This is a genomic window from Enterobacter sp. BIDMC92 (genome assembly GCF_001030225.1).
Classification (GTDB): domain Bacteria; phylum Pseudomonadota; class Gammaproteobacteria; order Enterobacterales; family Enterobacteriaceae; genus Enterobacter; species Enterobacter sichuanensis.
On the sequence record NZ_KQ087598.1, the window covers coordinates 3,190,376 to 3,207,832 of the forward strand.

A 17,457-nucleotide genomic window follows, 5' to 3' on the forward strand; every position below is an offset into this window, starting at 1 on the left:
CCGAAACCGGCTCTGCCGCCGCAGAAAACCCCTGTTGCGCCGCAGCCTGTATTGTTAGCCACGCACCTCGACGGGCAGCACATTGAGCCCGGCCAGGCTCCGAAACCGGCTCTGCCGCCGCAGAAAACGCCCGTTATACAAATCGCGGTTGATCCAATAAAAACGTCTATTGATGGATCTGCAACTGCACTGAAATCTGTTCAGCCAACACACTTAGACGGTCAGCATAATCTGGTAATTAATGGTCGCGATGGTCGCCCAGGTAAAAACGGCGTAACAGACATCATCACGAAAAAGGAAGTAGATACGAAAACATCGAAACAAGTGAATATTAACACTCAAACGCTAAAGGCGCTCAGCGTGCAATCGACGGCACAAGCTAAAGATCTGAAAGCGGCTAAACAGTTCTTTACTCAGCAACAAGCGAGCATTAACTCTCAATTCAAAAACCTGAAAGATGAAGTTGATGGTAATAAAAAAGAAGCGCGTGGTGGCGTAGCCTCTGCTGTTGCAATTGCTTCCATGCCCCAGGTTGAAAAAGATCAGGCTGTAATGTTCTCTGCGGGTGCCGGTGAATTTAGAGGGGAGGAAGCGGTCAGTGTCGGTGCTTCCTTCCATGCGGGTCGCGCGGTTGTGAAAGCGGGTATGAGTGATTCAACGAATAATGATTTCGCAATGGGTGTCGGTGTCGGCATCGGATTTTAAATAATAGTTTTTCATTCAGCGCCTTCTGTTGAAGGCGCTTTATAACTGTAATTTATGAGGTAATAATAATGAAAAAGTTAATGATGGTAGCTGCCGTAATGTCTCTTGCTGCATGTTCTTCACCCGCTCAACGTATGGCTGAGTGTGAAGCGCAAGGTGTCAGTAAAGACGCATGTTATGTCGCGGAGCAAAACCGCACGACAGCAATTAACGCTGCGGCTGAAAAACAGGCACTTGAAAACGCGGCTCAACTTGCACAATCAGCACACAAGCACCTGCCAAAAGGCTGTACACAATTGCAGGACGCGAACGGTGAATGTAATGTGAAGCCAGCTAAACAGAGCAGCAGCGTTAAACAACTTACCAGTGAAGCAGATCACGTTATGAACCAGCCAATCTCTGATGCTGCAGAATACCTTCTCTCTAAAGGCTGGAAACCAAACAATGGTACGTGGAGCAAAGGCGGCTACTATCTTCAATTGGTGGTAGAAAATGAGAAAGTCATGAACGCTCAACTCTCTAAAGATTAAAAATAATCATCATTTAAGAATCTATATTTAAGTCGCCCCATCAAGATGGGGCAGTATTTTAAATTAAGCTGACCTGATGCCCGTCGCCACCAGGTCAGTGTTTACTCCAGTTGCCAGGCCCCGCCATGGATGAGTGATGCTCCCCCCGTCCAGGCAAACAGCGCCAGATCACGGCAATCTTCATCAGGATAAATACGGCTGCTGAGGCACGCTTCTCCCTCATTAACAAACACTTCAACGGAAGATCTGTCAAAGAACAGGCGCAGATTAAGCGTATTATTCAGATTGAGCGCGACGCTACGTGTGCCACACAGGCCATACTTCGGATAGTGTCGCTCCAGCACCAGGCGCTGCATCTGTGCATCGACATAGACGCGTAGCCCGGCACCAAGACGAATGCCGTAGTGTTCCGCAGTGCTGTTTGCGCAATCCCATTGCAGATTGACCTCCAGCGCGTCGCAGCGTTCCACCAGCGCTATCTGCTGATTGGTCAGCGTACTCACCGGCCAGGGGAACCACGCTCCCCGGAGGCTTTCGACCTCTCTGGCCGGCCGCATTTGCAGACGATTATCCGCGCCCAGCGTCAGTTCGTGCGGTAACGAGAGCATGCCTGCCCAGCCATCCTCCTGTTCCGGCAGCGGAGATTCCCACATATCCAGCCAGCCGATAACGATGCGGCGCCCATCAGGCGTCAGGAAACTTTGTGGCGCATAGAAGTCATGCCCGCGATCCATCTCCACAAACTCACCTTCACGCACAAAAGGCTGCCCGGGCTGCCAGTCGCCCACCAGATAGCCGCTCTGGAAAAGATTGCGATTTTCGAATCCTTCGGCAGCCACCCCCTGAGGTGAAAACATCAGCACGCGTTTACCGTTGAGGGTGAAAAAGTCCGGGCATTCCCACATATAGCCCATCTCTTTTTCAGCCACCGCAAGCACGCCCATATCCTGCCACTCGCGCAGATCGATGGAACGATATACGCGCACCTGACCCGTCTCGCCGTCGCGCGCGCCAACAACCATGTACCAGCTCTCTCCTTCACGCCACACTTTTGGGTCGCGGAAATGATGCAGGCCAGGCGGCGTATCAACGATCATTCCCTGCCGGTCAAAATGAATGCCGTCACGGCTGGTCGCCAGGCACTGCACCTGGTAGAGATTCGCCTCGTCATCCGGATCGCCGTGGAATTTATGTCCGGTGTAAATCAGCGCCAGCGTATCGCCATCCACCACCGCCGAACCGGAAAAACAGCCATCCTTGTCTTCAGGCCCTTCCGGCGCCAGCGCAACGGGAAGATGTTCCCAGTGAACTAAATCTTTGCTGCGCGCATGGCCCCAGTGCATCGGGCCCCATTGGGTCGAATAGGGATGATGCTGATAAAAAGCGTGATACCAGCCGTCAAACCAGACCAGGCCATTTGGGTCGTTCATCCAGCCAGCGCGCGCAGCGAGGTGGTAACGCGGATACCAGCGCAGGTTAAGCTCTTCGCGTCTGGACTGAAGTTCCAGCTCTGCTTTCGTAATGGAATACGTCATTTCTCTACTCTTTCGGTCAGATGGTGGAAGGTTGCGGCATGAGCGGGTCAGAAGAGGACTTACCCGAGCGCAACAGGAAAATGGAGATAAACGTGGTGCTGAAAACTAACAGCCCCATAATGAGATAGGACTGAGCAAAGCCGTATTTCTCATAGCTGTAGCCCGCCAGCGGCGACAGGACCGAGGCAATCACCGAGCTTGTACAGGCAAAGCCCACCAGATAAAGGGTGGAAGAGAGCCGCTTATCAAAGTGTAAACTGTTGTATTTAAAGATAGAGACCAGCAAAACGGGCAGTTCAACTGCGTGCAATAGCTTAGTAATGGAGATAAGTACCGGCCCCTCAACCATCCCCGACGCCACCATACGCATTGCCATCACCATTCCGGCGAAAATCAGACCATTCTTCGCGCCAAGGCGATTCACCAGCCATGGCGCGCAGAACATGCCCGCCGCCTCAAGGAAAACCTGGAAGGAGTTGAGATAGCCGTACATGGCGTTTCCTTCCTGTAACGTCGGGAACTGGGAGGAGAAATAGACCGGGAACTGCTGGTCGTAAACGCCATAAATACAGGTGCCGATAACGAAAAACACCAGTGCCCAGAATCGCGGCAGCGTCAGCAGGCGCAATGCATCTTCCAGGGTGACCTTACCGCCGGATACCGCTTCCTGCATGGCGTGTGGGGCGGAAGAGACCCTGAGTCGCGCCAGCAAAACAAAAAACGCCAGCCCTGCGCAGCTCGCGACAGCGAAGTTCAGCTTCGGGTTAAGGTTAAACAGGAGCCCCGCAAAAAAGGTTGCCACCGCCCAGCCAAGCGATCCCCACATCCTCGCCTTGCCGAACTCAAACTGGCTCTGGCGGGCCACTCGCTCGGTATAGGACTCCAGTACCCCTATCCCGCCGTTAAACGTCAGGCCGATATAAATCCCGCCAAAAATACTGCCGAGTAAAACGTTAATCTGCAGCAGATAACCAAACAGCAGGAAGGCAGGACCAGAAAGAATGAGCAGGCTGGTCAGAAACCAGAGCAGGTTTTTGCGCAGGCCGAGTTTGTCCTGAATGAAGCCGTAGCAGATTTGCGCGCATAGCGCGGAGACAGAAAGCACGGCATAGATGACTCCCGTATCGCCTGCCTTTAGCCCCACCTCCTGGTGGAGCCAGATGGAAAGCAGCGAGCCGGAGGATGACCACGTGACAAAAAAGAAAAACAGTAATGCGCTTAATAAAGGGTAGCTGTGAGAGTGATGCGTTTTCATCATGACATTCTCATGTTGGAGTAATGACACAATGGTAACGTTAACATTTATCCTTTCTCATGCACTTTGGCTGGAATTTAAGATGTTAATCACGAAAGTTAACGTTAACATCAAAGGAATGAGATCGCGATCAAATATTCATCACTGAGGTCAGCATGGCCTGGCCTGTGCATCACCCTTCCTTTTACATCAGCGACTTAGTTGTATACCCTTTCACACAGAGCATTAACGGAGTAAGAAAATGGCATCCCTTAAGGACGTCGCAAAGCTGGCTAACGTATCGCTGATGACCGTCTCACGCGCGCTTAACAACCCGGAGCGCCTTAAGCCGGAAACGCTGGCGCGCGTACAGCAGGCTATCGAGCAGACCAGCTACGTACCCGATCTTTCCGCCAAGAAAATACGCGGCGCGCATGCCTCGCCGAAAACCATCGGCGTGCTGGCGCTCGATACGGTGACGACGCCTTTCTCGGTGGAGATTACACTTTCCATTGAAGAGACGGCCCGGATGCACGGCTGGAACAGCTTCGTCATGAATATGTTTACCGATGACAACCCGGATACGATCGTCGATCTGCTGCTCTCCCACCGCCCGGACGGGATTATTTACACCACAATGGGGTTACGTCAGGTTCCTCTCCCTGCAAAACTGCTTACCCTTCCCTGTGTGCTGGCCAACTGCGAAAGTGTCGATGAACAGGTCGCCAGCTATATCCCTGATGATGAACAGGGGCAGTACGCCGCCGTTCAGGCGTTGCTTGCCGAGGGCTACCGACGGCCTCTGTGCCTGCATTTACCCGCGGACCATCTGGCCACAACCCGGCGCCGTCAGGGGCTGGAACGTGCGTGTCGTGAAGCGGGGCTCGACCCGGACGGCCTGGAACATAGCTACATGGCGTCGGGGGACGAGCACTATCGTGACATTCCGTCAGTGCTGCTGGCGCGCATTCAGAATGGCATTCCCCTGTTCGACTCCGTTATCTGCGGTAACGATCGTATCGCATTGATGGTGTACCAGACCCTGCTGGCGCAAGGGCTTCGCATCCCTGAAGATATCGCGGTTATCGGCTATGACAATATGGTGGGCATTGGAGAGCTCTTTCTCCCCCCGCTTTCAACCGTTCAGCTGCCGCATTATGAAATTGGTCGCCTGAGTGCCCTGCATATTATTAACGGTGAAACCCACCGGGAAACCCTGCGTGTTGAAAGTCCATTTTTGATGCGGAATTCCGTTGCGCATCCATCATGACCACCGCTTTTTGTCCCTGTTGCCGAAATAAGCGTGTTAAGTTCGCGGATGGCACGATTTGTCACACTCTTTTTTATGATTTTGCCGCCAGAACGTTAAGTACGTAACCGGTTGTTTTTATTTGCCATAAACTGCAATTTTCCGCCTGAAAACGGGGATATTCCTCCCCCTGTGCGCCGTGTCACAAAACAGTAAACAAATTAACCATTGAGCCCCGTGGCAAAAGGCTCTATATTGGCGGCGTTTTTTTCAGGCCCCCATCTTTTTTTAACTTTTTATTCAATCGTGGCTCATAACGAAGCGGCGGTTGTAGGAGTGATATGATGACGGATAAAGTCCGTATTGACACCGTAGATGCCCACAAAAGCAACGAAACCTATCTGGCCCGTCAGGCCGAGTTTGAATCTAACGTCAGGAGTTATCCGCGCAAACTACCTTTAGCCATCACTAAAGCAGAAGGCGTGTGGGTAACCGATGCAGACAATAAAGAATACCTTGACTGTTTAGCAGGCGCAGGCACCCTTGCGCTTGGCCATAACCACCCTGATGTGCTGAAAAGCATCCAAAATGTCATTACCAGCGGCTTGCCGTTACATACTCTGGATCTGACTACGCCTCTGAAAGACGCGTTTTCCGAATACCTGCTCTCTCTGCTGCCTGGTCAGGGCAAAGAGTACTGCCTGCAATTCACCGGTCCATCCGGTGCTGACGCTGTGGAAGCAGCGCTGAAGCTGGCGAAAAAAGTGACCGGCCGTAGCGGTATCATCAGCTTCTCTGGTGGTTACCACGGCATGACCCATGGCGCGCTGTCCGTGACCGGCAACCTGTCTCCGAAAGAAGCGGTAGACGGTATGATGCCAGAAGTGCAGTTCATGCCTTACCCGCACGAGTACCGCTGCCCGCTGGGTATCGGTGGTGAAGCGGGCGTGAAAGCGCTGACTTACTACTTCGAAAACCTGATCAACGACGTTGAAAGCGGCGTGCGTAAACCTGCTGCCGTTATCCTGGAAGCGGTTCAGGGCGAAGGCGGCGTGAACCCGGCGCCGGCTGAGTGGCTGCAGCGCATCCGTAAAGTGACTCAGGAACACGGCATTCTGCTGATCCTCGACGAAGTTCAGGCGGGCTTTGCCCGTACCGGTAAATTCTTCGCCTTCGAACACGCTGGCATTGAGCCAGACATCATCGTGATGTCTAAAGCTGTTGGTGGCGGTCTGCCGCTGGCCGTGCTCGGTATCAAAAAGCAGTTCGATGCATGGGCCCCAGGTCACCACACCGGTACCTTCCGCGGCAACCAGCTGGCGATGGCAACCGGTCTGACGACGCTGAAAATCCTGAAAGACCAGAACATCGCAGGCAAAGTGGCTGCACAGGGCGAATGGCTGAAAGGCCAGCTGAAAGAGATGGCGAAACGTTATCCGGTTATCGGTCACGTTCGCGGTCTGGGCATGATGATCGGTATCGAGATCGTTAAGCCACACGAAGCCGCTGACCACATGGGTTGCTTCCCGGGCGACGGCGAGCTGTCTGCACTGATTCAGAAGAAGTGCTTCGAAGCCGGTCTGATTCTGGAGCGTGGCGGTCGTAACGGTATCGTTCTGCGTCTGCTGCCATCTCTGCTGATCAGCGATGAAGAGCTGAAAGTCTTCCTGGATAAATTCGAGCAGGCCCTGCTTGCTGCGGGCGTTCGCCCGGCGTAACCGGAGTTGTTGATTACGATGTCTGATTCAAACCCAATTTTGTTCTCCTCTGCGCAGAGCATTGAAGCTTACCAGCAGGCGATTGAACAAAGCACTCAGGCTGTGATGCAGTGGCTGAAGCAGCCTGAGATGTATCAGGGCAAAACGGTCGCGGAACTGCGCGACCGCATTAAACTGGATTTCAACCCGAAAGGGCTGGGCAACGAAGCGGCGATTGAACGCGCCGTGGAGTTCTTCCTGAAAGACAGCCTGTCCGTTCATCACCCGCAGTGCGTGGCGCACCTGCACTGCCCAAGCCTGGTCGTTAGCCAGGCGGCGGAAGTGCTGATCAACGCCACCAACCAGAGCATGGACTCCTGGGATCAAAGCCCGTCCGCAACCATCATCGAGATCAAACTGATCGAATGGCTGCGTACCCGCGTGGGTTATCAGGCTGGCGACGCCGGTGTCTTCACCAGCGGCGGCACCCAGAGCAACCTGATGGGCCTGATGCTGGCCCGTGATGCGTTCTTCGCGCGTCAGGGTCACTCCGTTCAGCAGGACGGTTTAACAGGCGATCTGCGTAAAATCCGCGTGCTGTGCTCCGAAAACGCGCACTTCTCCGTGCAGAAAAACATGGCGCTGATGGGTCTGGGTTACCAGTCCGTGGTGCAGGTGAAAACGGATGAATTCTCCCGTATGGATCTGACCGATCTGGCGGCGAAAATTGAACAGTGCAACGCGAACGGCGAACAGATTCTGGCGATTGTCGCGACAGCAGGTACCACCGATGCCGGTGCAATTGACCCGCTGCGTGCCATTGCCGAGCTGGCGGCGAAGCAGAACATCTGGGTACACGTTGATGCGGCCTGGGGCGGCGCGCTGCTGATGTCTGAGCAGTATCGTCACTACCTGGACGGCATTGAACTGGTGGATTCCGTTACTCTGGACTTCCACAAACAGTTCTTCCAGACCATCAGCTGCGGTGCATTCCTGCTGAAAGAAGCGCGCCACTATGAGCTGATGCGCTATCAGGCGGCTTACCTGAACTCTGAGTTCGACGAAGAAGCCGGCGTGCCTAACCTGGTGTCCAAATCGCTGCAGACCACCCGTCGTTTCGACGCGCTGAAGCTGTGGATGAGCCTGGAAGCGCTGGGGCAGGAGCAGTACGCGGCGATCATCGATCACGGCGTAACGCTGGCACAGCAGGTTGCGGCTTACGTGAAAGAGCAGCCTGCTCTGGAACTGGTAATGCAGCCTCAACTGGCAAGCGTGCTGTTCCGCTTCCGTGGCCAGGTGCAGGCCGATGACGCAGGTATCGCCCTGTTGAACCAGAAAATTGGTGATGCGCTGCTGGAATCCGGCCGTGCAAACGTCGGCGTGACCGAGCATAACGGCGTGACCTGCCTGAAGCTGACGCTGCTGAACCCAACTGTGACGCTGGAGGATATCAAAATCCTGCTGTCGCTGGTTGAGCGCACCGCGCAGGAAGTTCTGGCGAAGTAATACCCCGCCCCTCTTCTGCGGAAGAGGGGTTTATTTTTATATCCCTGCCCACCACATTCTGATTTTTAATCCCCAGTAGCTCGTCCAGCCCGTCGTGGTACTGACGACGTTCCCCTTCGATACAATGACCAGCGTCGGCGTCACGCTCACCTGCCATTCCTGCGACAGCGCACCGTTTTCATCATTTATCACCGGCATTTCCAGCTTTTTCTTGTCAACCCAGCGTGCAAGCTTTGCGTTATCACCGGAGCGCATGGCGATACTCACCACGTTCCCGCCCTCTTCTGCCAGCTGATTCACCGCAGGCGTCGTGTAACGGCAGATGCTGCACCAGGTGGCCCAGACGTAAATCAGCAGCGGGCGCTCGTGGCTGAGCGCCGCGATATCGTGCGTTTTCCCGTCGATGCTCTGCATCGGGGTTGCGCTAAACGTGGCGGGTAAGGTCGGTTTTCGATACTGATCCACGCCCCACACCACGGCCAGCGTCAGCACAACAAGTATGATCCCTTCCCGCGCCCAGCGGCGCAGTCGACTCAATTTACGGTTATCCATTGTGACCTCTTGATTTAACAGAGGTCATCTTAGCGGGCTGTACGCCGTCACGCTGTAAAGAAGTGTCGCGTTACTTCGTTCGTAGGGTGTCGACCATCAGCGTAAAGCAGGATTCAATGAGCGGAGGAAGTGCCTGCGGGGCACGCATCAGCGCCACCGTGCGGGACAGTGCCGGCTGCTGAAGGTGAACCACCTTAAGCTGCGAATCCTGCAAATGGGTGGTATAAAGCTGCGGCAGGATCGCCACGGCCAGCTTCGAGCGTACCAGACCGTAGAGCGTCTCAATATAGTCCACCTGATAACGCGTCTGCAGCGAAAGACGATGACTTTCGGCAAGCGCACTGACCAGCCGCTGGATGTTGCCTTTGGAGAAGACGGCAATATCCCGCCCCACCAGCTGTTTCCAGGGCACATGTGCCGACGCACCCAGCGGATCGTCGCAATGGAATACCGCCACAAACGGATCTTCCTGCAGCGGGAATACGTTAAGCTGGTCGGGAACCGAGCTGTCCAGCGCCCCGATACCGAAATCAATCTGCCCTTTCAGCAGTTGCGCCACCAGCGCGTCATTGGTTTGATCGTGAAACTCCACCCGAAGGCGTGGAAAGGCATGCGCAAGCGTCTGCGGCAGCAGCGGAAACAGCAGCGAGCTGACGGAAGGCACCAGACCGATACGCACCGTGCCGTCACCGCCGGCCTGCACAATCTGCTGCATATCATCAAACGCCAGCTGCGCTACGCTGAGCACCCGCTGGGCGTGGGGCAAAATGGCGTGACCTAACTCGGTCAGCGTAACCGCCGACGCGGTACGATTGACCAGTTTGCCGCCGAGTACCGTTTCGATTTGCCGCAGGGCGCTGCTGAGCGCAGGCTGGCTAATGGCCAGTTTACTGGCGGTATCCGTAAAATGACGCAGCTGCGCCAGCGTGACAAAATACTGTAGCTGCCGAAGGGAGAGCGCAGGCAAGCGCTGCCAGGGTTCCGTCATCATTCTCCATTACACCCGTCACAGAATAACCCGGGGTTATCGGGCGATAAATTTTATCAGCTGGGCAAACGTTTGCCGGGTGCATAGAGTAACGTCAATATTTCAATGCTGGAACTGTTAATTGCATGACTGCCGAAACCCGACGCCGCGCCGTTCAGGCCGCACGAGGCGAAACGCTCTTTGACCTGCTGCTTACCCATACCCGCATTGTCGATATGGCAACCGGTGAGATCCGCGAGGCGGATGTGGGGATCGTCGGCTCGCTTATCGCCAGCGTCCATCCGCGCGGCAGCCGCAGTGATGCGCTTGAAACGCACGACCTGAATAACCAGTTCCTCTCTCCGGGTCTCATGGATACGCACGTGCACCTTGAAAGCTCGCATCTGCTGCCCGCACGCTACGCGGAGATCGTGCTGGCGCAGGGCACCACAGCTGTCTTCTGGGATCCGCACGAGCTGGCGAACGTGCTCGGCATTGAGGGCGTCCGCTTTGCGATTGCAGCCAGCCGCAGCCTGCCGCTGCAGGTGATGGTCGCAGCGCCCTCGAGCGTGCCTTCAACGCCGGGGCTGGAGATGTCCGGCGCAGATTTTGCGGGCGAAGAGATGAATACCCTGCTCGGCTGGCCGGAAGTGCGCGGCGTGGCGGAGGTGATGGACATGCACGGGGTGCTGAACGGCAGCCAGCGTATGCTGGAGATCCTGCAGGCCGGCCTGGAAAGCGGAAAGCTGATTGAAGGCCATGCGCGCGGTCTCAGCGGCGCCGATTTACAGGCATATCTGGCGGCGGGCGTCACCTCTGACCATGAGCTCACCTCCGCCGACGATGCGCTGGAAAAATTGCGCGCCGGGCTGACGCTGGAGATCCGCGGCTCGCATCCCTACCTGCTGCCCGAGATTGTCAGCGCCCTGAAAACGCTGCCGCACCTCTCGTCGCAAATCACGGTCTGCACCGATGACGTTCCCCCTGACGTGTTGCTGGAAAAAGGCGGTATTATCGCCCTGCTCAACCTGCTGATTGAACATGGTCTTCCGGCGACGGACGCGTTGCGGTTTGCCACTCTGAACGCCTCCCTGCGTCTTCAGCGCAACGATCTCGGACTGATTGCCGCCGGAAGACGCGCAGACCTGGTGGTGTTCGACTCTCTGGAAAAACTGACGGCTCGCCGGGTGTATGTCGCCGGGAAGTGCATTGCCCGTGACGGCGCGATGATTGAGCCGATCGTCGATACACCGCTGGCGCTACCGCGAGATACCGTGCGCCTGTCGCCCCTGGCCGCCAGTGACTTTTACCTGCACATCGACAACGCGAACCACGGTGTGGCGCGCCTGCGCCATATCAGCGGCGCACGTTTTACCCGCTGGGGCGAAACTGACGCCCGGGTGCGTGACGGACGCGTTGAAATACCGGCAGGCTTTAGCCTGATCTGGGTTCAGCACCGCCACGCGCGCCATGCGGCAACGCCGCAAATCGCTCTGCTGGAAGGCTGGGGAGAGCTGCGGGGAGCCATCGCCACCACTTACTCCCACGATTCACATAATCTGGTGGTGCTGGGGCGCGATCCCCATGACATGGCGCTGGCCGCCAACACGCTGATCGAGAGCGGCGGTGGGATGGCGCTGGTCCAAAACGGTAGCGTCATCGCGCATGTTGCGATGCCGATCGCGGGCATGCTGTCGGAACTTCCCCCGGCTGAGCTAGCCCGTCAGTTTCGCACGCTGCGTGAACGCAGCAGCCAGATTGCCGACTGGGAGCCGCCGTACCGGGTCTTTAAAGCCATTGAAGGAACCTGCCTTGCGTGTAACGCCGGGCCGCATCTGACCGATCTTGGACTGACCGATGGCAGCACACGCCAGATTGTTAATCCGCTGATTTCTTACCGGGAAACCCCGGACACCACACAATAATATCGAAGGAGAGCCGGATAATGGCCGACAACACCGTTAATTCGCCAGCACCAGGGAGCTGGCTTGAACGTCGTTTTGCACTGCATACGCGTGGCAGTACCGTGCGTACCGAGTGTCTGGCGGGTCTCACCGGTTTTCTCGCCGCCGCCTATTTGCTGGTGGTCATCCCGGGCCTGCTGGCCGTGGGCGGGATGGATAAAGGCGCGGCGACGACCGGCACCATTTTAGTGTTTGTGGCCGGAACGCTGCTGATGGCCTTTTACGCTAACCTGCCGTTTATTGTCGGGCCGGGCATTGGTGGCTCGGTGCTGGTTGGCGTGACGCTGGCGGGAAGTGAAGGCATCGGCTGGGAAATCGGTCTTGGCATTGCCTGCTGGTCGGGGATTTTGTTCTTTCTGCTTACCCGCTTTGGCCTGCGTGAAGTGGTCACCCGCTCCGTACCGCAGTCCATCAAACTCGGGCTGACGGCCTCAATCGGCCTGTTTGTCGCGGTATTAGGCTTTCGCAATGCCGGGCTGGTGCTGGCCAACGCCAAAACAAATGCGCTAATGCTGGGGGATTTTCTCTCACCCGGTGCGCTGGTGGCGCTCGCCGGCCTGTTCCTGGCCATTGCCCTGCAGGCGCGCCGTATTCCGGGTGCTATCTTGTGGGCCATTTTGTTCGCCACCCTCGTGGGCATCCCGATGGGGGTCACGCGGCTTCCGGCAAGCTTCATCGATATGCCCCATTCGCTCACGCCGGTGCTGGGCCATATCGACATGCTGGGTGCCCTGAATATTGCCTTCCTGCCCTTCCTGTTCGTCTTCTTCGCCTCGGAGTTTTTCTCCACCATGGGTACCACGCTGGCGGTGGGAGGAGAAGCCGGGCTGCTGGATGAAGAGGGTAATATGGTCAATATCAATCGCCCGTTTATGGTGGACTCTATTGCCGCGGCGTTAGGTCCGTGGGTCGGCATCCCTGCCGCCACGGCGCTGATTGAATCCTCTGCGGCCGCGGAAGCGGGTGGGAAAACCGGCATCACAGCGCTGGCCGCCGCGTTCATGTTTCTGCTGATGCTGCTGTTTACCCCGGTTGCGCTGATGATCCCGAAAGAAGCCACTGCGCCTGCCCTGATCCTGATCGGTCTGAACATGTTCAGCGGACTACGTAAGGTGGATCTGGCGAATTTCACCGACGGGCTGCCGGTACTGATGATGGTAATGATTACGCTCATCGCCAACAGCTTCGGGACAGGTATTGCAGGGGGATTGCTGTTTTACATTGTCATTAAAGCGATTGCGGGAAAATGGCGAGACATCCCTGTCGGACTTTGGATCCTCGCCATCCCGCTGGTCTATTATTTTGCCACGCTGGTGAAGCATTAATCCTTGCGCTGTCGCCGGGCCGGGCTTTGGCCATACTCATAATGGTCATAGCCCGCACGGTAATACTGCGTGGCCGATTTAATCACGTCGTTCAGCACGGTACCGCCGATGCGCGCGCCCGTTTGTTGCAGACGCTTGATGCTGTTCTCCATCTCTTTCAGGCGGGTCTTGCCAAAGCGGGCAACCAGCAGCGAGGTGCCCGCCACCCGAACGGCCACTGCGGCGTCGGTCACGGCCAGTACCGGCGGTGTGTCGAGGATCACCAGGTCATACTGTTCATTCGCCCAGGCCATTACCGCCCTGAAGCGTTCGCTCATCAGCAGTTCGGAGGGGTGTGATGGAACCGGCCCGCAGGTCAGCACATCAATATTGCCTTGCTCATAGTGCTGAATCGCCTCCTGACAGGCGCACTGTTCTTCGAGTACGCAGGAAAGTCCGGTGTGGTTTTTCAAACCAAATACGTTGTGGACGTATCCCTCGCGCATATCCGCATCGATAAATAACACCCTGAGCCCTGCCTGCGCCTCAATCGCGGCCAGCGAGGTGCTGACCAGCGTTTTTCCGCAGTCCTGGGTGGGTCCTGAAATCATGACGATGCGGTTAGCGGCATCCTGCAACGTGAAATGCAGGCTGGTACGCAGCCCCCGCACGGCCTCGACAAAAATATCGGCGGGCCGGTCAACCGGCAGAAAAGGCACATCGTTAATCCTGTGCCTCCAGCGCGAACCCAATACACGTTTGCGGCGCAGATTCGTTTTTTTCCACAACCACATCGAACGCGGTAAGGTCGCCATCACCTGGACGCCGAACCCTTCCAGTTGCTCAGAGGTATTGATACCGCGTCTGAATGCAATACGAAGCAAAACAAGGCCCACAGAGCACATCAGCCCCAACAGCGTGCCCGACACCATAATCAGCGTCTTTTTCGGTTTAATGGGATCGGGTTGCGTCACCGCGCTGTCGATAATTCGCACGTTCCCGATGGCGCTGGAGCGTGAAATATTCAGTTCCTGCTGACGGGTAAGCAGCTGCAGGTAGATGGTGCGGCCTGACTCCACATCCCGGCTGAGGCGCAAAATGTCCTGCTGAGTGGAGGGCATGGCGGCAACACGCTGATTCAGGTGGATCTTCTCCTGCTCAAGAATGTGACGTTTTTCACGCAATGCGCGGTAGTTCGGATGCTCTTTCTTAAACAGCTGAGAGATCTCTGCCTCACGAAACGTCAGCTCGTTGAGCTGGTTTTCGATATTCACAATCTGTTCGAGCACCGATTTCGCTTCCAGAGAGAGATCGACCGAATCACGCTGTTTGCGATATTGGTTCAGCCGCTCTTCGGCCTGATCCAGTTCGCTTCGGATTTTTGGTAATTGCTGCTGCAAAAACGCAAGGCTGCGGGAATCCTGCGCTTCCTGGCGGTTAATATTTTGCTGCAGATAGTTGTTGGCAATCCGGTCAAGCACATGGGCAATCCGCTCCGGATCGCTGCCGGTGAGCGTCAGCGTCAGCACCCCGCTCTGTTTTGCCGATTCAACCACGGAAAACTGGGTACTCAGGGCATTAATGGCCTCCAGACGGGTGCTGCTCTGTAGCGTGAATTGCGTGCCCGGTGGGGCATCAAGGTTAACCACCAGCAGGGATACTCCCGCTTTTTCCAGCGCTTTTCCCTCTCTGCCTTCAGCAGAAAAGTTGTCGCCCTCCAGCCGATATGCGCCCTTTTCCAGCACCGTGAGGAGAAGTGTGCGTGGCTTTCCTTCGACAGGTGAAAGTTGCAGCCAGCCCAGGGTTAGCGTGGCGGGTTTATGACCCTGCAACCGCGCCCAGAGACGTCCCCGCTGTGCCACGTTCTGCGTTAAGCCTAATTCATCAACGGTGGCCCCGAGGATCATGCGCGATTTAAGCAGCAGAATTTCGGGTTCAACATCGGGAGAGAGCGCATTACTGAACTGTCTTAAATTTTTGAGCAGGCTGTTATCCTGTTTTCCTTCCACCTGGATTAAGGCATCTGCGCGATAAACAGGCGTCGCCAGAAAGGCGTATAGCCCCGCCAGGACGGTGAACACGAAGGTCACTGAGAGAATAAGTACACGATGATCGAGCATCTCGCTGAGGAGACGAAGGAGATCAATTTCCTGATTTTCGGGTGCCGCTGCACCGTAACTGTCTGTTGTATAAGACGACATTAATGCTTCATTCCTTTTTGACTCAACCGATGAGCCCATTCCTGACTGGCTTTTCCTAACAGCCCGAAAACATAGTCAAATGCTTCACGACTCTTGCGATAGGGATCGGGGATCTCCTGCTGCTCCAGCCATTGCCCAAAGAGCAGCGATTTGCCGCGCAGTTCCGGGGCCATAGCAGAGATAAAACGCAGATGGGCGGGTTCCATCACCAGAATAAGATCCGACTCCCGCATCAGCTGTTGGGTCAGCTTACGTGCGCGATGCCCCTCCAGTGAGATCCCATGACGCCAGGCCACGTCCTGAGCGCTGAGATCCGCCGGGCTTCCCTCAAGGCCGAATATGCCTGCCGAGGTGATCCGTTTTCCCGGTAGCTGCTGGCGTAACAGCCGCTCGCCAATCGGTGAACGGCAAATATTGCCCGTGCAGACCACTAAGATGGAATCAAACATTATTGCGGCCACGACCTGAGGTAGCGGACCGTTTCGGTCAGGTCATGCACACCTGAGATGGTCGGCACAAGCTGAGCGATCACGCGGTTCCAGCGTGACAGCGGCGCCGTGGTGACATAGACAATATCGTAGGGTTCAAGCTGGAATTCGGTCCCCAGCACCATCGCAGAGGCATCCTGCGCATTAAGCTGGTAAATACGGGCTATTTTTCTCGCGTCATTGCCTTTAGCCATGGAACGAATGACAAAAATGCCCGTCGCATCGGCCATGTCCTGATTCAATCCCCCCGCATTGCTCAGCGCTTCCGCCAGGGTCATGCCGCTTCTGTCCATCTTAAGCGTGCTCTGCCTGACAACTTCGCCCATCACAAACACTTTCAGGGCGTCGTTACGCGGAACAAACAGGATATCGCCCGGATAGAGCAGCTTATTTTGCGTCAGGTCACCATGCTGCATCAGCGCATACAAGGAGAGAGGAGAATCCTTTCCCTCGTGAGTGAGCACCACATTGCGCCAGTCAGCGTCGGCAGAGAGTCCCCCCGCTGCGTTGACGGCATCCATCACCGTCAGGGGGATATTGGTGATGGGCTGCTGACCAGATTTGACCACTTCTCCGGTGACGTAGGCTTTTTGTGAACGGAAGGCAGCCACGCTGACGTCCACCTGCGGGCTTTCGATCACGCTATTCAGGCGGGCGGCGATCTCCTCCCTCACTTCAGAGACCGTTTTGCCTGCCACCGGCAGTTTTCCGACATAGGGATAAAAGAGCGTGCCATCCGCATTCACCCAGTTACCGGTGTCACTGGCACTGCGATACTGCCCGGCTGGTGTTGTCAGTTCCGGGTGATCCCAGACGGTCACGGTTAAAATATCCCCGGCGCCGATGCGGTACTCCCACTTCCTGACCTGCTCATCCAGCTTAGGATTTGGCTGAGATTTCGCGACAGCAGGCCGCAATTTCTCAATCAGTGAAGGGGTAAGAGGATAAAGATCCACGCGCTTATCTAAATAATTACCCTCTTCATCCGACGCCATAATATTTTTCCCGGATGAACGTAATGTTTGCCCGGGAGAAAATATGCAGCCGGTCAACTGACTTATTGCCAGAAATATTACAGAGAATGCTATTGTGTTTTTCATTAAAATTAAAATATCACTGATGATCGCGCCAAACGCGTAACAGGCAATCCCTTTAAGAATCACCCAATATCATAACGCACTGTTTTCAAATAATTAAATGTAGAAATAAACATCATAAAATAGAGGAAAGAAACACCAGAATAACGTAAGACTGATAATTAAACCGGTTGCCTTTCATGAGTTTAAAACGCCTTCAAATAAAAAGCATGCCTTGTGACTCACATTCTTATGGCAAACTCACCTTTTCAGATTTCGTTAAAATAAATATTATTTCACTGAATTAATTCCACCAAATAACATTCACAAAAGTAATGTTATTAACCTTTGGCGCTACACAAAATCGTCCACTTTTGTTACATTTTTTTTCTAACAGCCCCTGCGGGGATACTTAAAATAGGCTCTCAGCAGGCTGAGAGTATCAGTAA

Annotated in this window: 14 protein-coding genes; 7 read left to right on the forward strand and 7 right to left on the reverse strand. The window is 55.3% G+C overall.

Annotation, left to right across the window (positions count from 1 at the left end):
* Both SP99_RS14980 and SP99_RS24725 read left to right on the forward strand, forming a co-directional pair.
* A partial coding sequence (locus SP99_RS14980; protein ID WP_053060161.1) for a YadA-like family protein occupies positions 1-705 on the forward strand: 705 nt, incomplete at its 5' end.
* Between the two features lie 68 nt (positions 706-773).
* On the forward strand, positions 774-1,235 hold the full coding sequence (locus SP99_RS24725) for a hypothetical protein (protein ID WP_094919105.1): 462 nt from the start codon (positions 774-776) through the stop codon (positions 1,233-1,235).
* Between the two features lie 101 nt (positions 1,236-1,336).
* Here the strand turns inward: SP99_RS24725 and SP99_RS14990 are convergent, their stop codons facing one another.
* Positions 1,337-2,770: a glycoside hydrolase family 32 protein gene (locus SP99_RS14990; protein ID WP_047959078.1), complete on the reverse strand. Its 1,434-nt coding sequence runs from the start codon at positions 2,768-2,770 to the stop codon at positions 1,337-1,339.
* A gap of 16 nt (positions 2,771-2,786) precedes the next feature.
* Positions 2,787-4,028, reverse strand: a complete 1,242-nt coding sequence (locus SP99_RS14995; protein WP_047959079.1) for an MFS transporter — start codon at positions 4,026-4,028, stop codon at positions 2,787-2,789.
* Positions 4,029-4,266: 238 nt separating this feature from the next.
* Here SP99_RS14995 and SP99_RS15000 point away from each other — a divergent pair, with 238 nt between their 5' ends.
* The 3 genes from SP99_RS15000 (at position 4,267) to SP99_RS15010 (ending at position 8,456) form a co-directional block, all read left to right on the forward strand.
* Positions 4,267-5,274 (forward strand): LacI family DNA-binding transcriptional regulator, encoded by a 1,008-nt coding sequence (locus tag SP99_RS15000; protein WP_047959080.1) that lies wholly within the window; start codon positions 4,267-4,269, stop codon positions 5,272-5,274.
* A gap of 320 nt (positions 5,275-5,594) precedes the next feature.
* Complete coding sequence (locus SP99_RS15005) at positions 5,595-6,971, forward strand: diaminobutyrate--2-oxoglutarate transaminase (RefSeq protein WP_025759990.1); 1,377 nt, start codon at positions 5,595-5,597, stop codon at positions 6,969-6,971.
* An 18-nt stretch (positions 6,972-6,989) separates the two neighbouring features.
* The gene (locus tag SP99_RS15010) at positions 6,990-8,456 is read left to right on the forward strand and encodes a pyridoxal phosphate-dependent decarboxylase family protein (protein ID WP_025759992.1); all 1,467 of its coding nucleotides are present in this window, start codon (positions 6,990-6,992) and stop codon (positions 8,454-8,456) included.
* A 36-nt stretch (positions 8,457-8,492) separates the two neighbouring features.
* Here SP99_RS15010 and SP99_RS15015 read toward each other — a convergent pair whose 3' ends face one another.
* Positions 8,493-9,008: a protein disulfide oxidoreductase gene (locus SP99_RS15015; protein WP_047959081.1), complete on the reverse strand. Its 516-nt coding sequence runs from the start codon at positions 9,006-9,008 to the stop codon at positions 8,493-8,495.
* A gap of 70 nt (positions 9,009-9,078) precedes the next feature.
* Positions 9,079-9,999, reverse strand: coding sequence for a LysR family transcriptional regulator (locus SP99_RS15020; RefSeq protein ID WP_047959082.1), 921 nt, complete (start codon positions 9,997-9,999; stop codon positions 9,079-9,081).
* Positions 10,000-10,121: 122 nt separating this feature from the next.
* Between SP99_RS15020 and SP99_RS15025 the strand changes: the two genes are divergently transcribed.
* Both SP99_RS15025 and SP99_RS15030 read left to right on the forward strand, forming a co-directional pair.
* Positions 10,122-11,900: an adenine deaminase gene (locus SP99_RS15025; RefSeq protein WP_047959083.1), complete on the forward strand. Its 1,779-nt coding sequence runs from the start codon at positions 10,122-10,124 to the stop codon at positions 11,898-11,900.
* Between the two features lie 20 nt (positions 11,901-11,920).
* Entirely contained in the window at positions 11,921-13,264 is a 1,344-nt protein-coding gene (locus tag SP99_RS15030) for an NCS2 family permease (RefSeq protein ID WP_047959084.1), read from the forward strand.
* Here the strand turns inward: SP99_RS15030 and SP99_RS15035 are convergent.
* From SP99_RS15035 to SP99_RS15045, 3 genes are read right to left on the reverse strand one after another with little or no spacing between them, the layout of a single operon-like run.
* Positions 13,261-15,444 carry a polysaccharide biosynthesis tyrosine autokinase gene (locus SP99_RS15035; protein WP_047959085.1) on the reverse strand — a complete coding sequence of 728 codons (2,184 nt, stop codon included), beginning with the start codon at positions 15,442-15,444 and terminating at the stop codon, positions 13,261-13,263. The genes SP99_RS15030 and SP99_RS15035 overlap by 4 nt on opposite strands.
* Positions 15,444-15,893 (reverse strand): arsenate reductase/protein-tyrosine-phosphatase family protein, encoded by a 450-nt coding sequence (locus SP99_RS15040; RefSeq protein ID WP_047959086.1) that lies wholly within the window; start codon positions 15,891-15,893, stop codon positions 15,444-15,446. Before SP99_RS15040 ends, SP99_RS15035 begins: the two co-directional genes overlap by 1 nt.
* Complete coding sequence (locus tag SP99_RS15045; protein ID WP_047959838.1) at positions 15,893-17,032, reverse strand: polysaccharide export protein; 1,140 nt, start codon at positions 17,030-17,032, stop codon at positions 15,893-15,895. Before SP99_RS15045 ends, SP99_RS15040 begins: the two co-directional genes overlap by 1 nt.
* Between the last annotated feature and the right edge of the window lie 425 nt (positions 17,033-17,457).

Excerpts from the sequence above, each read along its gene's own strand:
- SP99_RS24725 (WP_094919105.1), top strand. The coding sequence starts at position 774 with ATGAAAAAGTTAATGATGGTAGCTGCCGTAATGTCTCTTGCTGCATGT.
- SP99_RS14990 (WP_047959078.1), bottom strand. The coding sequence starts at position 2,770 with ATGACGTATTCCATTACGAAAGCAGAGCTGGAACTTCAGTCCAGACGC.
- SP99_RS14995 (WP_047959079.1), bottom strand. The coding sequence starts at position 4,028 with ATGATGAAAACGCATCACTCTCACAGCTACCCTTTATTAAGCGCATTA.
- SP99_RS15000 (WP_047959080.1), top strand. The coding sequence starts at position 4,267 with ATGGCATCCCTTAAGGACGTCGCAAAGCTGGCTAACGTATCGCTGATG.
- SP99_RS15005 (WP_025759990.1), top strand. The coding sequence starts at position 5,595 with ATGATGACGGATAAAGTCCGTATTGACACCGTAGATGCCCACAAAAGC.
- SP99_RS15010 (WP_025759992.1), top strand. The coding sequence starts at position 6,990 with ATGTCTGATTCAAACCCAATTTTGTTCTCCTCTGCGCAGAGCATTGAA.
- SP99_RS15015 (WP_047959081.1), bottom strand. The coding sequence starts at position 9,008 with ATGGATAACCGTAAATTGAGTCGACTGCGCCGCTGGGCGCGGGAAGGG.
- SP99_RS15020 (WP_047959082.1), bottom strand. The coding sequence starts at position 9,999 with ATGATGACGGAACCCTGGCAGCGCTTGCCTGCGCTCTCCCTTCGGCAG.
- SP99_RS15025 (WP_047959083.1), top strand. The coding sequence starts at position 10,122 with ATGACTGCCGAAACCCGACGCCGCGCCGTTCAGGCCGCACGAGGCGAA.
- SP99_RS15030 (WP_047959084.1), top strand. The coding sequence starts at position 11,921 with ATGGCCGACAACACCGTTAATTCGCCAGCACCAGGGAGCTGGCTTGAA.
- SP99_RS15035 (WP_047959085.1), bottom strand. The coding sequence starts at position 15,444 with ATGTCGTCTTATACAACAGACAGTTACGGTGCAGCGGCACCCGAAAAT.
- SP99_RS15040 (WP_047959086.1), bottom strand. The coding sequence starts at position 15,893 with ATGTTTGATTCCATCTTAGTGGTCTGCACGGGCAATATTTGCCGTTCA.
- SP99_RS15045 (WP_047959838.1), bottom strand. The coding sequence starts at position 17,032 with ATGAAAAACACAATAGCATTCTCTGTAATATTTCTGGCAATAAGTCAG.